This window comes from Acinetobacter sp. D009, assembly GCF_038562025.1.
Taxonomy (GTDB): Bacteria; Pseudomonadota; Gammaproteobacteria; order Pseudomonadales; family Moraxellaceae; genus Acinetobacter; species Acinetobacter pittii.
The window spans coordinates 3,707,338-3,722,584 of the sequence record NZ_CP151886.1 but is presented as its reverse complement, the minus strand read 5'-3'; the positions used below and the strand labels follow the sequence as shown (position 1 = coordinate 3,722,584).

The 15,247-nt window shown below is 40.3% G+C and carries 15 protein-coding genes; 12 read left to right on the top strand and 3 right to left on the bottom strand.

The genetic code is table 11. The features are described 5' to 3' along the window. The first annotated feature begins 15 nt into the window (after positions 1-15). From AAC388_RS17755 to AAC388_RS17745, 3 genes are read left to right on the top strand one after another with little or no spacing between them, the layout of a single operon-like run. Complete coding sequence (locus AAC388_RS17755) at positions 16-2,802, top strand: type VI secretion system Vgr family protein (RefSeq protein WP_342370996.1); 2,787 nt, start codon at positions 16-18, stop codon at positions 2,800-2,802. Then, the gene (locus AAC388_RS17750; RefSeq protein WP_000002885.1) at positions 2,792-3,529 is read left to right on the top strand and encodes a hypothetical protein; all 738 of its coding nucleotides are present in this window, start codon (positions 2,792-2,794) and stop codon (positions 3,527-3,529) included. Before AAC388_RS17755 ends, AAC388_RS17750 begins: the two co-directional genes overlap by 11 nt. A 6-nt stretch (positions 3,530-3,535) precedes the next feature. Beyond that, the gene (locus AAC388_RS17745; protein WP_171261713.1) at positions 3,536-3,994 is read left to right on the top strand and encodes a hypothetical protein; all 459 of its coding nucleotides are present in this window, start codon (positions 3,536-3,538) and stop codon (positions 3,992-3,994) included. Positions 3,995-4,078: 84 nt separating this feature from the next. Here AAC388_RS17745 and AAC388_RS17740 read toward each other — a convergent pair whose 3' ends face one another. Next, the gene (locus tag AAC388_RS17740; protein ID WP_174723271.1) at positions 4,079-4,780 is read right to left on the bottom strand and encodes an SDR family NAD(P)-dependent oxidoreductase; all 702 of its coding nucleotides are present in this window, start codon (positions 4,778-4,780) and stop codon (positions 4,079-4,081) included. 608 nt (positions 4,781-5,388) lie between these two features. On the opposite strand from AAC388_RS17740, the gene AAC388_RS17735 reads away from it, so the two are divergent. From AAC388_RS17735 to AAC388_RS17715, 5 genes are all read left to right on the top strand, one after another. Continuing rightward, positions 5,389-5,892: a DUF2867 domain-containing protein gene (locus AAC388_RS17735; RefSeq protein WP_280586453.1), complete on the top strand. Its 504-nt coding sequence runs from the start codon at positions 5,389-5,391 to the stop codon at positions 5,890-5,892. 80 nt (positions 5,893-5,972) lie between these two features. Beyond that, the gene (locus tag AAC388_RS17730) at positions 5,973-6,674 is read left to right on the top strand and encodes a DUF1003 domain-containing protein (protein WP_032064040.1); all 702 of its coding nucleotides are present in this window, start codon (positions 5,973-5,975) and stop codon (positions 6,672-6,674) included. Between the two features lie 111 nt (positions 6,675-6,785). Continuing rightward, positions 6,786-7,451 (top strand): RluA family pseudouridine synthase, encoded by a 666-nt coding sequence (locus AAC388_RS17725; protein WP_057073956.1) that lies wholly within the window; start codon positions 6,786-6,788, stop codon positions 7,449-7,451. A 126-nt stretch (positions 7,452-7,577) separates the two neighbouring features. Further along, positions 7,578-7,955: a ribonuclease E inhibitor RraB gene (locus tag AAC388_RS17720; RefSeq protein ID WP_017399750.1), complete on the top strand. Its 378-nt coding sequence runs from the start codon at positions 7,578-7,580 to the stop codon at positions 7,953-7,955. 28 nt (positions 7,956-7,983) lie between these two features. Continuing rightward, positions 7,984-8,361, top strand: a complete 378-nt coding sequence (locus tag AAC388_RS17715; protein WP_017387409.1) for a nuclear transport factor 2 family protein — start codon at positions 7,984-7,986, stop codon at positions 8,359-8,361. Positions 8,362-8,404: 43 nt separating this feature from the next. Here the strand turns inward: AAC388_RS17715 and AAC388_RS17710 are convergent, their stop codons facing one another. Continuing rightward, positions 8,405-10,495 carry a TonB-dependent siderophore receptor gene (locus AAC388_RS17710; RefSeq protein WP_342370995.1) on the bottom strand — a complete coding sequence of 697 codons (2,091 nt, stop codon included), beginning with the start codon at positions 10,493-10,495 and terminating at the stop codon, positions 8,405-8,407. 75 nt (positions 10,496-10,570) lie between these two features. Here AAC388_RS17710 and AAC388_RS17705 point away from each other — a divergent pair, with 75 nt between their 5' ends. Then, positions 10,571-11,716 (top strand): DUF1624 domain-containing protein, encoded by a 1,146-nt coding sequence (locus AAC388_RS17705; protein ID WP_342370994.1) that lies wholly within the window; start codon positions 10,571-10,573, stop codon positions 11,714-11,716. A 41-nt stretch (positions 11,717-11,757) separates the two neighbouring features. Here the strand turns inward: AAC388_RS17705 and AAC388_RS17700 are convergent, their stop codons facing one another. Next, positions 11,758-12,225 carry an Lrp/AsnC ligand binding domain-containing protein gene (locus AAC388_RS17700; protein WP_005804788.1) on the bottom strand — a complete coding sequence of 156 codons (468 nt, stop codon included), beginning with the start codon at positions 12,223-12,225 and terminating at the stop codon, positions 11,758-11,760. 136 nt (positions 12,226-12,361) lie between these two features. Between AAC388_RS17700 and AAC388_RS17695 the strand changes: the two genes are divergently transcribed. Genes AAC388_RS17695 through AAC388_RS17685 form a run of 3 tightly spaced genes read left to right on the top strand, consistent with a single transcriptional unit; the run spans position 12,362 to position 15,121 of the window. Beyond that, on the top strand, positions 12,362-13,627 hold the full coding sequence (locus AAC388_RS17695; RefSeq protein WP_206261756.1) for a D-amino acid dehydrogenase: 1,266 nt from the start codon (positions 12,362-12,364) through the stop codon (positions 13,625-13,627). Between the two features lie 20 nt (positions 13,628-13,647). Next, the gene (alr, locus tag AAC388_RS17690) at positions 13,648-14,751 is read left to right on the top strand and encodes an alanine racemase (RefSeq protein ID WP_086354722.1); all 1,104 of its coding nucleotides are present in this window, start codon (positions 13,648-13,650) and stop codon (positions 14,749-14,751) included. A 10-nt stretch (positions 14,752-14,761) separates the two neighbouring features. Continuing rightward, complete coding sequence (locus AAC388_RS17685) at positions 14,762-15,121, top strand: RidA family protein (protein ID WP_000071347.1); 360 nt, start codon at positions 14,762-14,764, stop codon at positions 15,119-15,121. Positions 15,122-15,247: the final 126 nt, after the last annotated feature.

The window sequence follows — 15,247 nt, the reverse complement described above, 5'->3', positions numbered from 1 at the left end:
TGATTGATAATAAAAATGCAGATGAGTGTGTCGAGTATATTGGAGCGTTTAGGCCTTGTTTCACAAAATCGCGCTGTTCATATCCAATTCTCAAATCAGTCTTTAAATCAGCAAGTTTTCTTGCAACGCATTGAGGGTGAACATACGCTCAACCAAGGTAGCGTTGCTGAATTACTGTGTCTGTCGACAAACGCACATATTGCATTAAAACAATTTATTGGCTGTCAGGTTGCCGTCGATCAGGTGACAGACACAGGCCAGTTTTTTAGAACGACAGGTATTATTACCGAAGCGAGCCAAGGGCAAAGCGACGGCTCACTTACCATTTATAACTTAACCTTAAAAGACCCAACTGCACTTTGGCATAAACGCCGTAATAGCCGCGTGTTTATGAACAAAAGCGTGCGCGATATTAGCGAAATTCTGTTTAAAGAATGGCAGGGGAAAAGCCCGTTATTTGCCTCAAGCTTAACACTCGACACAGCAGGCTTAACCAAAGACTACGATGTGCGTCCATTTGTGATGCAGTCAAACGAAAGCGATTATGACTTTTTAACCCGTTTGTGGCGTAGTGAAGGCATTAACTGGCTGGTCGATGAATCACAGCTTTTTGTCGCTGACCCGAATGCTTCCATTCAGCCACAAGTCTTACGTTTAATTGACGATAACCAAAACTATCAGGCGCTTGAACGTCGTAGCCTACGTTACCAACGCAGCAGTGCCACAGAACAGTTCGATACCATTACCCAAGTTAAAGCTGAGCGTCGCTTACAACCAACCTCGGTTCATGTGCAACGCTGGCAAGCCGATGCTTTGCAACAAGAAGAAGGCAGCGGCAGCGTACAAGGCACACAAAAGCACAGCGAACACTATGACAATGCCAGCTTAAACCTTGAAGATGCATGGCATGTCAGCCCAGCGTGGATGCAAGATTTAAACGGTGAAGATCAGGCCACAGCTTCAGGCAATAGCCAGATTGAACAGCTTAACCAACATATTAATACTTACCATCACCTGAGCTCGAAACAGTTTACCGTTTCGGGCAACGTCCGTGATGCACAGGTGGGTTACTGGTTTGAGCTGAATGACCATCCTGAACTCGACCAGCATGATAGTGCCGATAAAGAATTCTTAATCTTAAGCAAGCATTACTATAACCAGAATAATTTACCGAAAGAATTACAACAGCAACTTGAGCACTTATTACCAAAAGACAAGCTCAAGGCAGCTCAAATCGATAGCCAAAACCCAGAGCAGCGCCACTATGCTGAACTGAACGTGGTTCGACGCAACATTAAAGCTGTGCCTGAATATAACCCACTAGAGCACCGACCAGCCGCTCACCCGCAGCGCGCTAGAGTGGTGGGGCTGGAAGGTGAAAGCATTCATGTCGACCAGTGGGGACGCATTAAAGTCCGTTTCTTGTTTACCCGAGCTGACGACCATAGCCATGATGGTGGGGCAGGAAGTAACGACAATGACACTGACTCGGCTTGGGTAGATGTGCTGACCCCGTGGGCGGGCGCCGGTTATGGCGCACGCTTCTTGCCTCGCGTGGGCGAAATCGTGGTCATCGATTTCTTTGATGGCAACATTGACCGTCCATTTGTGGTGGGTCGTATTCACGAGGCTGATCGACATCCAACGCAATTCGACCAGAAAGGTCAGTTACCTGATACCAAGAAACTCAGTGGCATTCGTTCAGAAGAAGTGGATGGCAAAGGTTTTAACCAGCTACGTTTTGATGACACGACAGGCCAGATCAGTGCCCAGCTACAAAGTAGCCATGCCGCAAGCCAATTAAATCTCGGTAACTTAAGCCATCCAAAAGACAAGGCGGAAAGTGATGGCCGTGGTGAAGGTTTTGAGCTACGAACAGACCAGTGGGGTGCGGTAAGAGCTGGCAGTGGTTTATTCGTTAGTACCCATAAACAGGACCAAGCCCAAGGCGTACATCTAGAGGCAGCTGAGGCTAAACAACAAATAGAAGGGGGCCTTAACAATGCCAAGGCACTCAGTGAAGTCGCTAAAAATCAGCAAACTGACCCGTTAGAAAATTTAGAAAACCTAAAGTCGTTTATTGAAAAACTTGAGCAGCAAGACAACGCAAAAGCCAAAACGTTTAAAGAGGCGATTATGTTGTTGGCGAGCCCAAATAGCATCGCGCTGAGCAGTAACGAAGACATTCACTTAAGTGCAGATGGCCAGATAAACCAAACTGCTGGAGACAGCATTAATCTGTCTACCCAAAAGAACTTGATTGCACATGCCCAAAACAAGATTAGCCTTTTTGCAGCGCAAGAAGGCGCAAGACTCTATGCAGGCAAAGGCAAAGTTGAGATACAAGCACAAGGCGATGGTGCAGATTTAATTGCCCGTAAAGCTGTTCAGGTGATTTCGACTGAAGACAAAATTGAGGCGACAGCAGCCAAAGAAATTGTGCTCACCGCAGGCGGGTCTCAAGTCAAAATTACCGGTTCAGGCATTTTTATGACCACGAGTGGCAAGTTTGAGGTGAAAGCTGGGCAGCATTTATTTATGGGAGGTGGGAGTGTGAATGCTAATGTTCCTGCATTGCCCGATTTGAGAATTAAAACTGAGCATCGTAATTTCCAAGCTATAGATTCATCTAAGAATGAACCATTAGAAGGAATACCTTATTCAATTTTGAATAAAAGAACAGGAATAAAATCTTATGGTTTTACCAATGAGAAAGGAATGACGAAAACTATAAAATCTGCTGAAAATGATGAATTAGTTGTTAATTGGTTCGAACAGGAAGATAGGGTAAATGGCGAATAATTCAACAACAAGTACTACAACGAATACAGCTAATCCACCGACCCAGAAAGTTCCTTTGAAACCAGAAGCTGAGTTACATCTATTAGTAGGGAGTGCATATGGGGAAGGAGATAGAGAGTCACCATATGGCCATACTGCTGTTTATATTAAGTTAAAAGGTAAAGATTATATCTATGATTTTGGTAGGTATGGTAAGACGAAACCTGAAAGCTTTGGTATTTTTACTTTAGAGGGTGCTAATAGTCCCCGCGGGGAAGGGATATTAAGGATTTGGAGTAGCTTTGACGCTTATATTGCTGATGAAAATAGCCAAGGGGTAGGAACTTCAAAAACGAGGACAACCCATGCTTATGGCTATAAAATCTTTGATAGTCAGGCTATGCTGGTATTAAATTATTATAATAATTTATTGAAAACAGCCACATTAAGACGAAATGAAAAATACTATAAAAGTTATGCTTTATCTCAGGACTATTTTGCTTTGGCCCCGAATTGCACTACTCAAAGTTTAGAAGCAACGAAAAAAGCAATTCCAAGTATGGCGAAATCAGGCCATATGTTTGTAAATGCTGAGAAAGTACTATCCACTACAGTAAAGCTAGCATTTAAGGCAAGTAAATATGAAATGCCAAAATACCTATTTTTACCCGATAATTTAAATGATTATTTAATGAAGTCTCCTGATGTAAAAGTAGATATTAAAAATACATATCATCTTAAAAAGTAGGGATATATGAAAAAAAATCTGGTAATAATCATATTAGGAATTTTGTTTTTAGTTCAATTAGTTTTAAATTTTTATCTGTGGAGTTCTAGAGAAATGCCTAAGATACATATTTTAGAGAGGCCTCTAAAAATTTCTTCAAATGGTGATAATTATTCAGAATATACAATCCTTCCAGCAGGAACTGTTTTATATGATGATAGTGATTCTTTAAATAGAAGAGTTATGGTTTATTTCAATTTACAAGGTGTAGATTTTAATTTTGAAGAGCAAGATCCTGAAATATCCAAACAACCAAGTGAAGTACGATCTATTAGAAGTACAGAGCTAAGTGATATTTTAAAAACTATTCCCTTAACTAAGAAGGATATTTATTTAATTATTAAACATGATGACAGTATAAATGACTCCGTACGTTCTATTCTCTTTAAAAAATACAAAATTGATCCATCAGAGTATGAAAAGTAGTTAAATACTACTGCGACATATAAAACATCAAATTAAAAATTTAGAGAAGCGTAATTTATTACGCTTCTTCTGTCATAAGAAATATTAAGCAGCTTGAATTGCTTCACCACAAAAGGAAACAGTTTCTTGCTTATGCTGGTGTAAGTACCAGAACTGCTCTGCAACCGTTTCTGGATGCACCGTGTAGGTTTTATCTTGTGCTCCAGATGTACCATCAACGAAACCATTCACAATTACTTGGCTCACGTAAACATTTGAGTCAGCAAGACTATGAGCAAGTAAGTTGGTGGCTTTGTATTGAGCGGCAGCGGTAGTTGCTAAGGATGAGTACTCTTTAGCCACCAAGTCGATACCCACTGCATCAAAAGCAAAAATTCCGTTTGTCGATAAAATACTACCGTGGTTCTTTTCTAAATCACCTAAGCAAGCTTGCACGGTCGCAATATAGCTCGAAACACGAATATGAAAGCTTTTAGTAAGCTCTAGTGGAGGGGTTTTTAAGATATTGCCTTCAATATCATGGAAAGCATTCCAATGGATATTTTTAATCTCTCCTAATCGGTCTTTAATACGATTAATAAGATTTGGTATATCTTCAAGAACCGCTAAATCACATGCAAAAGCGTAAGCTTCAATACCTTGTGTTTTAAGTTCTAAAATAGCTTTTTCGAGTTTTTCAGCATTACGTGCCACTAACCCGATTTTATAGCCTTCTTTACCAAACTTATGTGCTACGGCTTTGGAAATACCTGTTCCATAACCAAAAATTATAATATTGTTGTTCATTATAAAGTTCCAAAAAACCAATCATTTGGTTAGAAATAGTTTATAATATGTTTTTATAATGTATTCAAGCGCAAAAGTTATCTCTAAGAATAGTGCTCAAAGAATAAAAATGCTTAAAAGTGGGGATTAGGGAGTCAGCTTTACATGAGTTATTCGGCTAAACATGCGCGGTTGAACGAACTTCCAATTTGGCTTAAAAATTTTTCTTGGTAAAATAAACCGAAAAATACAAATAAAGTGGAATTTAAATATAACTAATTATAGGTAAATGGGAATAAATTCTTTTAAATTTGGCTAATCACGTAAAAATTTCCAAAAATAATAAAAATTCGCTTTTCTTAGAAAAACAATCCCGCAGGGTGCTGGCTAAACTATATCTCAAGGGTGTGATAGGGATCGAAAAGAGTAGCATGCACCAAAACGTATAACGTTAGTGTGTACTCACCCAAAAGGTCTCGATTCGGCTTAGGACGCTATAGATCAAAAGTTTATAGGCACAAGGTTATAACTTACAAAGTTATGATTGTTGAAGTAAACCATAGATGTTTTCCCTTGACACCCTAAAAAATTCTCTATAATAAAAACGATACTTTACAAGAATATAATTTATGAATAAGCCTTATCTTTCTGCTTTACCTACCGACAGTCAAATCTCATCTCAACTGAATAATGCTTACTTCCACGATTCGTGGAGTATTGTGCTTGGTCAGCCCGACCTAAATGTATTTCAGCAACTTATTAAGCTATTTCAGAACACTCCGCAGTGGATAGAGTGGAGCATGAATATGCGTAATAAAATTACTTCAAAGATTGGGCTTAAAGATTTAGGAAGTTTTAAGCAGATTGATACTCATAAAAAAGAAAATGAGTATGTGGCAGGCGACCGAATTGGAATTTTTACTTTTTTGCAGCGTACCGAAAATGAATTAGTGATTGGAGACGATGACAAGCACTTAAATGTGACTTTATCTATTTATAAAAATGAAGATACCCAAGTGCTTACCGTAACTACAATAGTGCATATTAAAAATTGGCTTGGGCGATTGTATATGCTACCTGTAATTCCTGCCCATCGAAAAATCGTACCAGCGACTTTACAGATTTTAGGTTAGATTACTATTTTTATTTACGATGTGATCAGCCAAAATTGTTTATATAATAATCTTAATATCATAATAAAGAGCTGAATAATATGGAGAATAAAAATCAGTGTCGGCAGTGCGCCGTTTGTGGGAAAAATTTTCCTTTAAAAGATCTAGTGTCTGGTGAAGTCATTCGTAATGTGATTAGTGATGAAATTTTAAAAGACTATCCAGATTGGAATTACTCAAGCTTTATTTGTCGAGCCGATCTGGCAGATTATCGAATTAAGTACGTTCAATCAATTTTACGTTCCGAAAAGGGCGAACTCTCTAATTTAGAAAATGAAGTGATTGGCAGTATGCAACGCCATGAGCTAATTAGCCGAAATACCGAATCCGACTTTGATCAAAAATGGACGTTTGGGGAAAAACTGGCAGATAAAATCGCAACATTTGGTGGTAGCTGGGCTTTTCTCATTTGCTTTGCTCTATTTTTGACAGGCTGGATTATTCTAAATACGGTAGTGATGGTAGTCCGTCCCGTCGATCCTTATCCCTTTATTTTGCTTAATCTGGTTTTGTCCTGCTTAGCTGCGATTCAGGCACCTATTATTATGATGAGCCAGAATCGCCAAGAAGCAAAAGACCGTTTACGTTCTCAACATGACTATCAAATTAATTTAAAAGCCGAACTTGAGATTCGCCATTTGCATGAAAAAATGGATCACCTTTTATCGCATCAGTGGGAAAGACTTGCGCATATTCAAGAAATTCAGCTTGATCTTTTAGCTGAAATGAATAAAAAACGATAAAGATTTTCTGAGTTTCACGTGGAACATGAGTAAAGCGTTATAGATTATTTTGCGGTAGATCTGAAATTTCTTTATGATTTGCCGCCATGCTCCATTGCTGTTTCTACGACCATGCCTTTAAACGACAACTTTGTTTACGCTCCGCCACAAGATCCGCTTTCAATTTTATTTGAAGACGATGATTTGGTTGTGGTTGATAAACCTGCGGGTTTGTTGTCGGTAATGGGACGGTTACCTGAGCATCATGACAGTGCTTATTTACGGGTGCTGGAAAAATTCCCTTTAGCTAAGGTTACGCATCGTTTAGATATGGCGACATCAGGCTTACTTATGTTTGCTAAACACCGTGATGCAGAAGTTGCGGTAAGTAAAATGTTTCAGGCCAGAACAGTCAAAAAACATTATATTGCTTTGGTGCAAGGCCAAGTCGCACAAGAGGGAAGCGTTGAGGTTCCACTCATTACCGACTGGGAAAATCGCCCAAGACAAATTGTACATTTTGAATTAGGTAAACACGCCAAAACCTTGTTTCAGCCCTTGGTTTATGATGAAAAAACAGATCAAAGTCGAGTATTGCTTGAACCTGTAACAGGACGTTCGCATCAGTTACGTGTGCACATGATGCATATAGGACATCCGATTATGGGGGATAAGTTATATCACCCTGAGCCTAAACGTTTTCACTTAAACCGCATGGCCTTACATGCCGCATATTTGGCTTTCCAGCATCCATTAAATGGAACGGATGTGGTGATTGAGTCACAAGTGCCTTTTTAAAATTTATATAATTAAAAAATTAATTTGATGCAATTGGGAACGGAATATATACCCAAACTGCAATAAAAGTCGGGTATTCTTGATGTCGAATAATATTAATACTGCGACAACAACAAGGAACACTTTATGACTCGTGACTACGAACAATTTCCAGATGACGATAACGGCAACGTACTTTGGCAAATGGCTGAAGATGGGGATGATTTAACCGAGCTGCATGAAATTGAATTTTCAATTGCTTTTCAAGATCAGAAAAATGCAGAGCAATGTGCACTCTATTTGCTTTACCAAGAACAAAAAGTTTCACTTTTTCAAGATGACTCTGTTGAGCCAAATGAGTGGGTGATTACCATCTTCGTTAACATGGAACCTGAGTATTCAGACATTGTTGACTTGGAACAATGGTTTGCCAGCATCGCTGAGAAATTTCAGGGCGAATATGATGGATGGGGCTGTATGGCCTATGTCTTTGAGGAAGACGAAGAAGATGACCTGTTGCAGTAAGGTCTAAAATAAAGAGTAGGAGATAATCATGAATTTATCTCAAAAACAAATTGCAGTACGGTTTTTAGAACTTGCCGCAGCTGGTGAAGTTGATGAAGCTTACAGCAATTATACTGCGCCGAACTTCAAGCATCACAACCCTTATTATGCGGGTGATGCGACTTCTTTGAAGGAAGGGATGCGTGAAAGTGCAATTGAAACTCCCAACAAAGTCTTTGATGTTCAACATGTCATTGAAGAAGGTGATTTGGTTGCTGTGCATTCAAAACTTGAAATGCAAATGAACGGCTTAACCACCTTGGCTGTGGTTCATATTTGTCGTTTTGAAAAGGGCAAAATTGCTGAGTTTTGGGATATTGGGCAAGTACAGCCCGACCCGCTCGTCAATGAAAATGGTATGTTCTAATAAAAAAGCCCGAAATAATTCGGGCTTTTTATTTATGTATCAATTAAAACTTCCATTGTGCTGAGATTGAAGCATTTAGTGGTTCACCTGGTTGAACCCATAAATCGCTATAGCTTGAGACATAGTAAGTTTTGTCAAACAGGTTGTTCACATTCAGCTGATAACGTAAGCGGTCTGATGGAGCATAGTAACCATTTAAATTGACCAGCGTATAACTTGGTAAATTAAAGCCATTGTCTAGGTTATGCCCGCTGCGTTCACCGACATAGGTGAGGTTAGCTCCTACACCTGCTTTTCTCGGACCGTCTTGTAGAAACTCATAATTAGTACTTACAGCACCTTGGTGTTTTGGAACATTGCTCAGACGTGCACCTTTTGCCAAGTCTTGGTCTTTTTCAATTTGAGCATCGGTATAACTATAGTTGGCATTGATGAACCAGCGGTCAGTGATCTGATTATTTAAGTCAAACTCAATCCCTTTACTACTTACTTCGCCTGCTGCGGTTTGGAAGTCTTTGTTGATAGGATCTGTCGTCAGTACATTCTGCTTTTTCATTTTAAACAAAGCGAGACTCAGCACACTTTGGTCATTCATTTTATATTTGGTACCGACTTCATAGCTTTCACCTTTTTCCGGAGCAAAAGTCTGACTATTTCGGTTCATACCACTATTCATGGCAAATGAGCGGCCATAATTGGTATAAAACGCCCATTGGTCAGAGGCTTTAAAATTTACTCCAAAACGCGGACTATTTTGGTGAAGCGTCTGATTATTTTCGGTTTGTTTTATATGGTTTTTAAAGTCTTGTTCGACCTGATCAAAACGGTTGCCAAATAGTACACTCCATTGGTCATTGAAAAAGATCTGATCTTGTACATTAAGCGCAAAATAGCGTTGGCGCTCTTTGGTGTTGGTAAATGGATCTAAGCTAGGTAAATATTTGCCGTATTCAGGTTGGTAGATATCAATTGTGTTTGTTGAGCTTGTGCTGTGATTGCGACGAAGCTGGTTTTGCTTATAGTCGAGTTGACCAAGCTCGGTTGAAAGTAAAATTTCATGACGTGCCCAAGATGTATCAAATTTACCAACTAATTCTGTCTGAGCCAGAACATCTTCACTTGTATAATCACGATAACGGCGTTGGCGTTCTAAAGTGCGCCCATCGGCTTGTATACGTCGTGGTTCGGTTGAAAAGCCGATCATTTGAGCGTCTTTATAACTGACTGCACTATTCAGCTTCCAGTCAGGATTAAACTCGTGAGAGAGACGTAATTGGTAAAAGTAGTCTTTCACTTTCATATCCCCATCATCAGGTTCACCTGTAAAGGTTTTCGGGTCCATCACAAACTGCTGATTGACTGTGCTGACGCCACGGTCAAAGGTTCCTTTGTGCTCTGTAAATTCACTGTCAAAGTCGAGTTGTGTCTGGTCTGAAATTTTCCATGTAAGCTGTGGTGAAAAGAACCAGCGTTCACTGCTGACATGATCACGGAAGCTTTGATTATCTTCATGAGCTACTGCTACACGATAGGCCAGTTCATCATTTATAGGCGCGGTATGTTCCAGACTAATTCGGTATTGTTCTTGGGTATTGGCACGTAAGTTAAGTTCACTTTCGCTTTCCCACTGTGGTTTTTTACTGTTGAGGTTAAGCAAGCCACCTGTTTCGCCGCGACCATATAAAGCCGCCATTGGCCCTTTTAAAAACTCTAAAGATTCAATGTTCACTACATCTTTTGGAGCACTAATTCCTCGGTTGACACTCAAGCCGTTGCGGATCATTGAGGCACCTAAATTGGGATCGGTACTAAAACCGCGGAAAGAGTAATTATCCCAAAAGCCACCACCGAAACTATTTTGATGAAAAACCCCGCTCACTAAGCTTAATGCGTCATCAATCCGTTGAACGTCTTGTTGTTCTATTATTTGTTTAGAAAGATAAGCACGGTTAAAAGGGACATCTAAAACATCGTGAGTAAATTTAGTTGCCGAGCTATTTTGGCTCACATCTTCTCGGGTGCTTTCGGCCTGAACACGTATGGTTTCTAGTACCGTTGACGTGTCCTCTCCCCAAGTGAGTGTCGATATAAATGATAGACCTAACGAAGACAGCAATCCTAATTTGTGTCGCATAAATAATCAGCCATAAAAAGACAAAAGGAATTAAATGTAATAGTATAACGTTACATTATTTTGTTGATTACCGCTATGTCTATAGAAAAAAATATTGAACGTTTACAGTCGATTGATGCTTTACGCGGTCTGGTCATCATTATTATGTTGCTCGACCATGTAAGAGAAACTTTCTATTTACATAAACAGGTTACCGATCCAATGGACGTAACAGTAACAGAACCCGCTTTATTTGGCAGTCGATTATTGGCCCATATTTGCGCTCCAGTTTTTGTACTTTTAACGGGTATTTCTGCATTTTTATTTCAATCAAAAAAACAAGATTTACAGCAAACACGTGCTTTTTTATTAAAGCGCGGCTTATTTTTGATTGCACTAGAGCTCACGCTGGTGAACTTTGCATGGACAGCAACTTTTCCACCCGAAGTCATTTATTTACAGGTGATCTGGGCGATTGGTATTAGCATGGTGGTGCTAGCGTGCTGTGTAAGTTTGCCTTTGCCTGTTCTTGCGGGCGCAGGTTTGGTTATTATTTTTGGGCACAATTTATTAGATTCAGTGCACTTCTCACAAGGCGTCTTGCAAAATATATGGTTTGTTTTACATGACCGTGGTTGGATTGAGATTGCAGACATCAAGCTTCGTACAAGTTACCCTGTTTTACCTTGGATTGGCGTGATTTTATTGGGCTATGCGCTAGGTCAGTTCTTTAGTTCAAAATATTCAGCAAAGCAAAGAAGCCGCACTTTACTTAGCCTTGGTTTAGTAAGTATTGGATTGTTTGTTTTACTGCGTTTTATCAATGTCTATGGCGACCAGCCGTGGCAACATTTTGAGTCATTACAACTTAGCCTTATGAGCTTTTTTAACCTCACTAAGTATCCACCGTCTTTATTATTTATTTTGCTGAATGTTGGAATTGGCTTGATTGTGCTGGTGGCTTTTGAGCGTATGCAGCAATATTCATTCCTAAAACCCTTGGTGGTGTTTGGCTCGGTGCCTATGTTCTTTTACTTACTGCATTTATATGTGTTGAAACTCATGTATGTGTTTGCACTCAGTGTGTGGGGAGCTAACTACGGAAACTATTTGTCGGTCAATCATGTGTGGATGCTATGGTTAATCACGATTGTGTTGTCTTTTGCACTCTACCCAGCGGTTAAATGGTTCTCGAAGTTCAAACATCAAAACAAACATATTTCGATTTTAAAATATTTCTAATTTTCAAAACGTGAGTAAAGCGAATTCAATGAAGCTTCGCTTTACTTGCTTACATCGAGATATAGAGTTTCTTTGACTTCTTCCATAACCACATAACTGTGTGAAGACGCCGAAGCAGGGAGTTTCTTTAATAGATCTCCTAATAAGCGGCGGTATGCGCTCATTTCTTTTAAACGCGCTTTTACAAGGTAGTCAAATTCGCCAGAAATAAGGTGACATTCAAGCACTTCAGGAATCTCGACTAAATCTCTAGCCACCTGATCAAACACATCGCCAGATTTGGCAGATAACTTAATTTCTAAAAAGACAAGCAGGTTACGGTCCACAAAGGCTGGGTTTAGCCGAGCGTAATAACCCATGATAATGCCATCGCGTTCTAGGCGTTTTACACGCTCTGAACAAGGGGTGGTCGACAGGTTAACTCTCGATGCCAATTCACTAATCGCAATTCGTCCTTCACGCTGCAAAATGTCCAGAATCATGCGATCTATACGATCTAAGGGGCGCATAGATATTTCCTCTTTTTTTTAAATTCTCGCGAGAAAAACATAAATTTACCTAGATTATAGCCTGAAAAACAGTGAAATAAACTATTGAAGCAGAAATATACTAGTTAAATAAACTGGTGTGCGTGAGGGAATGGAAATGCGCGTAATTGTTTTAGGTAGCGGCGTTATTGGAGTGGCAAGTGCCTATTATCTAGCTCAACAAGGAGCTGAGGTTACTGTTCTCGATCGCCAGTCAGGTCCTGCCGAAGAAACAAGTTTTGGTAATGCAGGTCAAATTTCGCCTGGGTATTCGACTCCTTGGGCAGCACCAGGAATCCCTTTTAAAGCTGTGAAATGGATGTTCCAACACCATGCACCGCTTGCGATTAATTTAGATGGCAGCATGTGGCAGTTACAGTGGATGGCTCAAATGCTAAAAAACTGTAATCCACAAAGTTATGCTGTGAACAAAGAACGTATGATGCGCGTGGCTGAATACAGCCGTGACTGCTTACGTGAACTTAGAAAAGATACAGGTATTAATTACGAAAACCGTGCTAAAGGTACGTTGCAGTTATTCCGTAAAGAAGCACAAATGGAAGCGGTTCAACGCGACATTAGTGTGCTTGAAGAGTGCGGCGTAAGCTACGAATTATTAAATGGCAACGAACTTGGTCGTGTAGAACCAGCGTTGGCAAATGCACAAGATAAATTGGTTGGTGGTTTACATTTACCAAATGATGAAACAGGTGACTGTTATTTATTTACCAATGCTTTAGCTCAAATTGCTAAAGAGTTGGGTGTTAACTTCCAGTTCAACCAGAACGTAGAAAAATTGATTGTTGAAGGCGATGAAATTAAGGGCGTTCAGGTCAATGGTAAAGTTTTAACTGCAGATCGTTATGTCTTAGCATTTGGTAGCTATTCACGTGATTTCTTGAAACCACTTGATCTACAGTTACCTGTATATCCTGTGAAAGGTTATTCGTTGACGATTCCTATTGTTGACTCTGCTTTTGCTCCACAATCTACAGTGCTTGATGAAACCTACAAAATTGCGATTACTCGTTTTGACCAACGTATTCGCGTAGGTGGGATGGCTGAGTTAAGTGGCTTTAACTTAGGCCTGAATGAAGACCGCCGTGCAACATTGCAAATGGTGACTCAGGACTTGTTCCCGGGCGGCGATATGGCACAGGCGTCTTTTTGGACTGGTTTACGTCCAATGACACCAGATAGTACACCGATTATTGGCGCAACTCGCTTTAAAAATCTGTTCTTGAATACAGGTCACGGCACTCTAGGCTGGACCATGGCGTGTGGTTCAGGAAAATTAATCAGTGACATCGTATTGAATCACAAGACTGATATCAGTACCGATGGCCTTTCAATTCAGCGTTATTCACACGCGCATGCTGCATAACGGACGTTAGGAAAGTAATCATGCCTCGTCCTATTACCGCAGTCATCCACCGTCAAGCCTTACAAAATAACTTGGCGGTGGTACGCAAGGCTATGCCAAATAGTAAGGTCTTTGCCGTTGTAAAAGCCAATGCTTATGGACACGGAATTGAACGTGTTTATGAAGCATTTAAAGCAGCAGATGGCTTTGCCTTACTTGATCTTGATGAAGCAAAACGCATTCGTGCTTTAGGTTGGACAGGTCCAATTTTATTGCTCGAAGGGATTTTTTCTCCTCAAGATTTATTTGATTGTGTACAGTATCAACTCAGCTTCACCATTCATAGTGAAGCGCAAATCGAGTGGGTAGAAAAGCATCCTTATCCAGCCCAATTTGATGTTTGTCTAAAAATGAACAGTGGTATGAACCGTCTTGGTTTTAAACCACAAAACTATGTTCAGGCTTGGGAACGTTTAAATAACTTGGCAAATGTGTCCAAGATTACGCACATGATGCATTTTTCTGATGCAGATGGTGATCGTTTCGGCCAGCAAGGCATTGATTATCAAATCACTGCATTTGAAGAAATTATTAAAGATTTACCAGGTGAAAGGTCGGTAAGTAATAGCGCGGCAATTCTGCGTTATCAAGACCAGCTCAAATCAGATTATGCACGTAGCGGCATCATGCTCTATGGCAGCTCGCCAGACTACCCGACGCATAGTATTGCGGACTGGGGTTTACAACCGACCATGAGCTTACGCAGCGAAATTATTTCAGTTCAGCATTTAGAACCGAATGAAAGCGTAGGTTATGGCTCAAACTTTGTCGCAGAGCAGCCCATGACGATTGGAATTGTAGCTTGTGGCTATGCCGATGGTTATCAACGTATTTCACCAACAGGTACGCCTGTTTTAGTGGACTCTGTCCTCACTCGTACAATTGGCCGCGTCAGCATGGATATGTTGGCAGTCGATTTAACAGGTATTGAAAGTGCCAAAGTCGGCAGTGAAGTCGTGCTTTGGGGCCAATCAAGTACAGGCGTCGTTTTACCTATTGATGATGTCGCAGTTTCATCCGGTACGGTGGGCTATGAACTGATGTGTGCTGTCACCGCCCGTGTTCAATTTATTAATCAGGTATAAGGAAATCCGAATGTCTAATTCAGATATACAAAAGATTAACACTAACGAAGTCATGAGCGCCGTGACTGTTTTTAACAAAGTAGTTTATCTGTCAGGTCAGGTACCTAAAAATACCGAGCAAGACGTGGCAGGCCAAACTCGTGAAATTCTTGCAACGATTGATGAACTTTTGGCATTAGCCAATACCGACAAATCTCGCTTGCTCTCTGCACAGCTCTATTTAAAAAATCTTTCTGACTTTTCAACCGTAAATGCAATTTGGGTTGACTGGTTAAAAGGGTGTGTTGCTCCATCGCGTGCCACAATTCAGGCCGATTTGGTCAATCCAGATTGGTTAATTGAAATTGCCGTGACGGCAGCACAAAAGTAATTCGTTTTTACTCCAAAAATGATGATGTATCTAACAGAAGGAAGATAGATACGGTTTAACCAGTCATTTTTGGTGAACAGATTCAGTGACCTATGGCATACGGTTCAATTTTCGCCGTAGGTTGCT

What these genes read in the sequence shown, in the direction of transcription:
- AAC388_RS17755 (WP_342370996.1), top strand. Translation starts at nt 16, where the DNA reads ATGCAGATGAGTGTGTCGAGTATATTGGAGCGTTTAGGCCTTGTTTCA.
- AAC388_RS17750 (WP_000002885.1), top strand. Translation starts at nt 2,792, where the DNA reads ATGGCGAATAATTCAACAACAAGTACTACAACGAATACAGCTAATCCA.
- AAC388_RS17745 (WP_171261713.1), top strand. Translation starts at nt 3,536, where the DNA reads ATGAAAAAAAATCTGGTAATAATCATATTAGGAATTTTGTTTTTAGTT.
- AAC388_RS17740 (WP_174723271.1), bottom strand. Translation starts at nt 4,780, where the DNA reads ATGAACAACAATATTATAATTTTTGGTTATGGAACAGGTATTTCCAAA.
- AAC388_RS17735 (WP_280586453.1), top strand. Translation starts at nt 5,389, where the DNA reads ATGAATAAGCCTTATCTTTCTGCTTTACCTACCGACAGTCAAATCTCA.
- AAC388_RS17730 (WP_032064040.1), top strand. Translation starts at nt 5,973, where the DNA reads ATGGAGAATAAAAATCAGTGTCGGCAGTGCGCCGTTTGTGGGAAAAAT.
- AAC388_RS17725 (WP_057073956.1), top strand. Translation starts at nt 6,786, where the DNA reads ATGCCTTTAAACGACAACTTTGTTTACGCTCCGCCACAAGATCCGCTT.
- AAC388_RS17720 (WP_017399750.1), top strand. Translation starts at nt 7,578, where the DNA reads ATGACTCGTGACTACGAACAATTTCCAGATGACGATAACGGCAACGTA.
- AAC388_RS17715 (WP_017387409.1), top strand. Translation starts at nt 7,984, where the DNA reads ATGAATTTATCTCAAAAACAAATTGCAGTACGGTTTTTAGAACTTGCC.
- AAC388_RS17710 (WP_342370995.1), bottom strand. Translation starts at nt 10,495, where the DNA reads ATGCGACACAAATTAGGATTGCTGTCTTCGTTAGGTCTATCATTTATA.
- AAC388_RS17705 (WP_342370994.1), top strand. Translation starts at nt 10,571, where the DNA reads ATGTCTATAGAAAAAAATATTGAACGTTTACAGTCGATTGATGCTTTA.
- AAC388_RS17700 (WP_005804788.1), bottom strand. Translation starts at nt 12,225, where the DNA reads ATGCGCCCCTTAGATCGTATAGATCGCATGATTCTGGACATTTTGCAG.
- AAC388_RS17695 (WP_206261756.1), top strand. Translation starts at nt 12,362, where the DNA reads ATGCGCGTAATTGTTTTAGGTAGCGGCGTTATTGGAGTGGCAAGTGCC.
- alr (WP_086354722.1), top strand. Translation starts at nt 13,648, where the DNA reads ATGCCTCGTCCTATTACCGCAGTCATCCACCGTCAAGCCTTACAAAAT.
- AAC388_RS17685 (WP_000071347.1), top strand. Translation starts at nt 14,762, where the DNA reads ATGTCTAATTCAGATATACAAAAGATTAACACTAACGAAGTCATGAGC.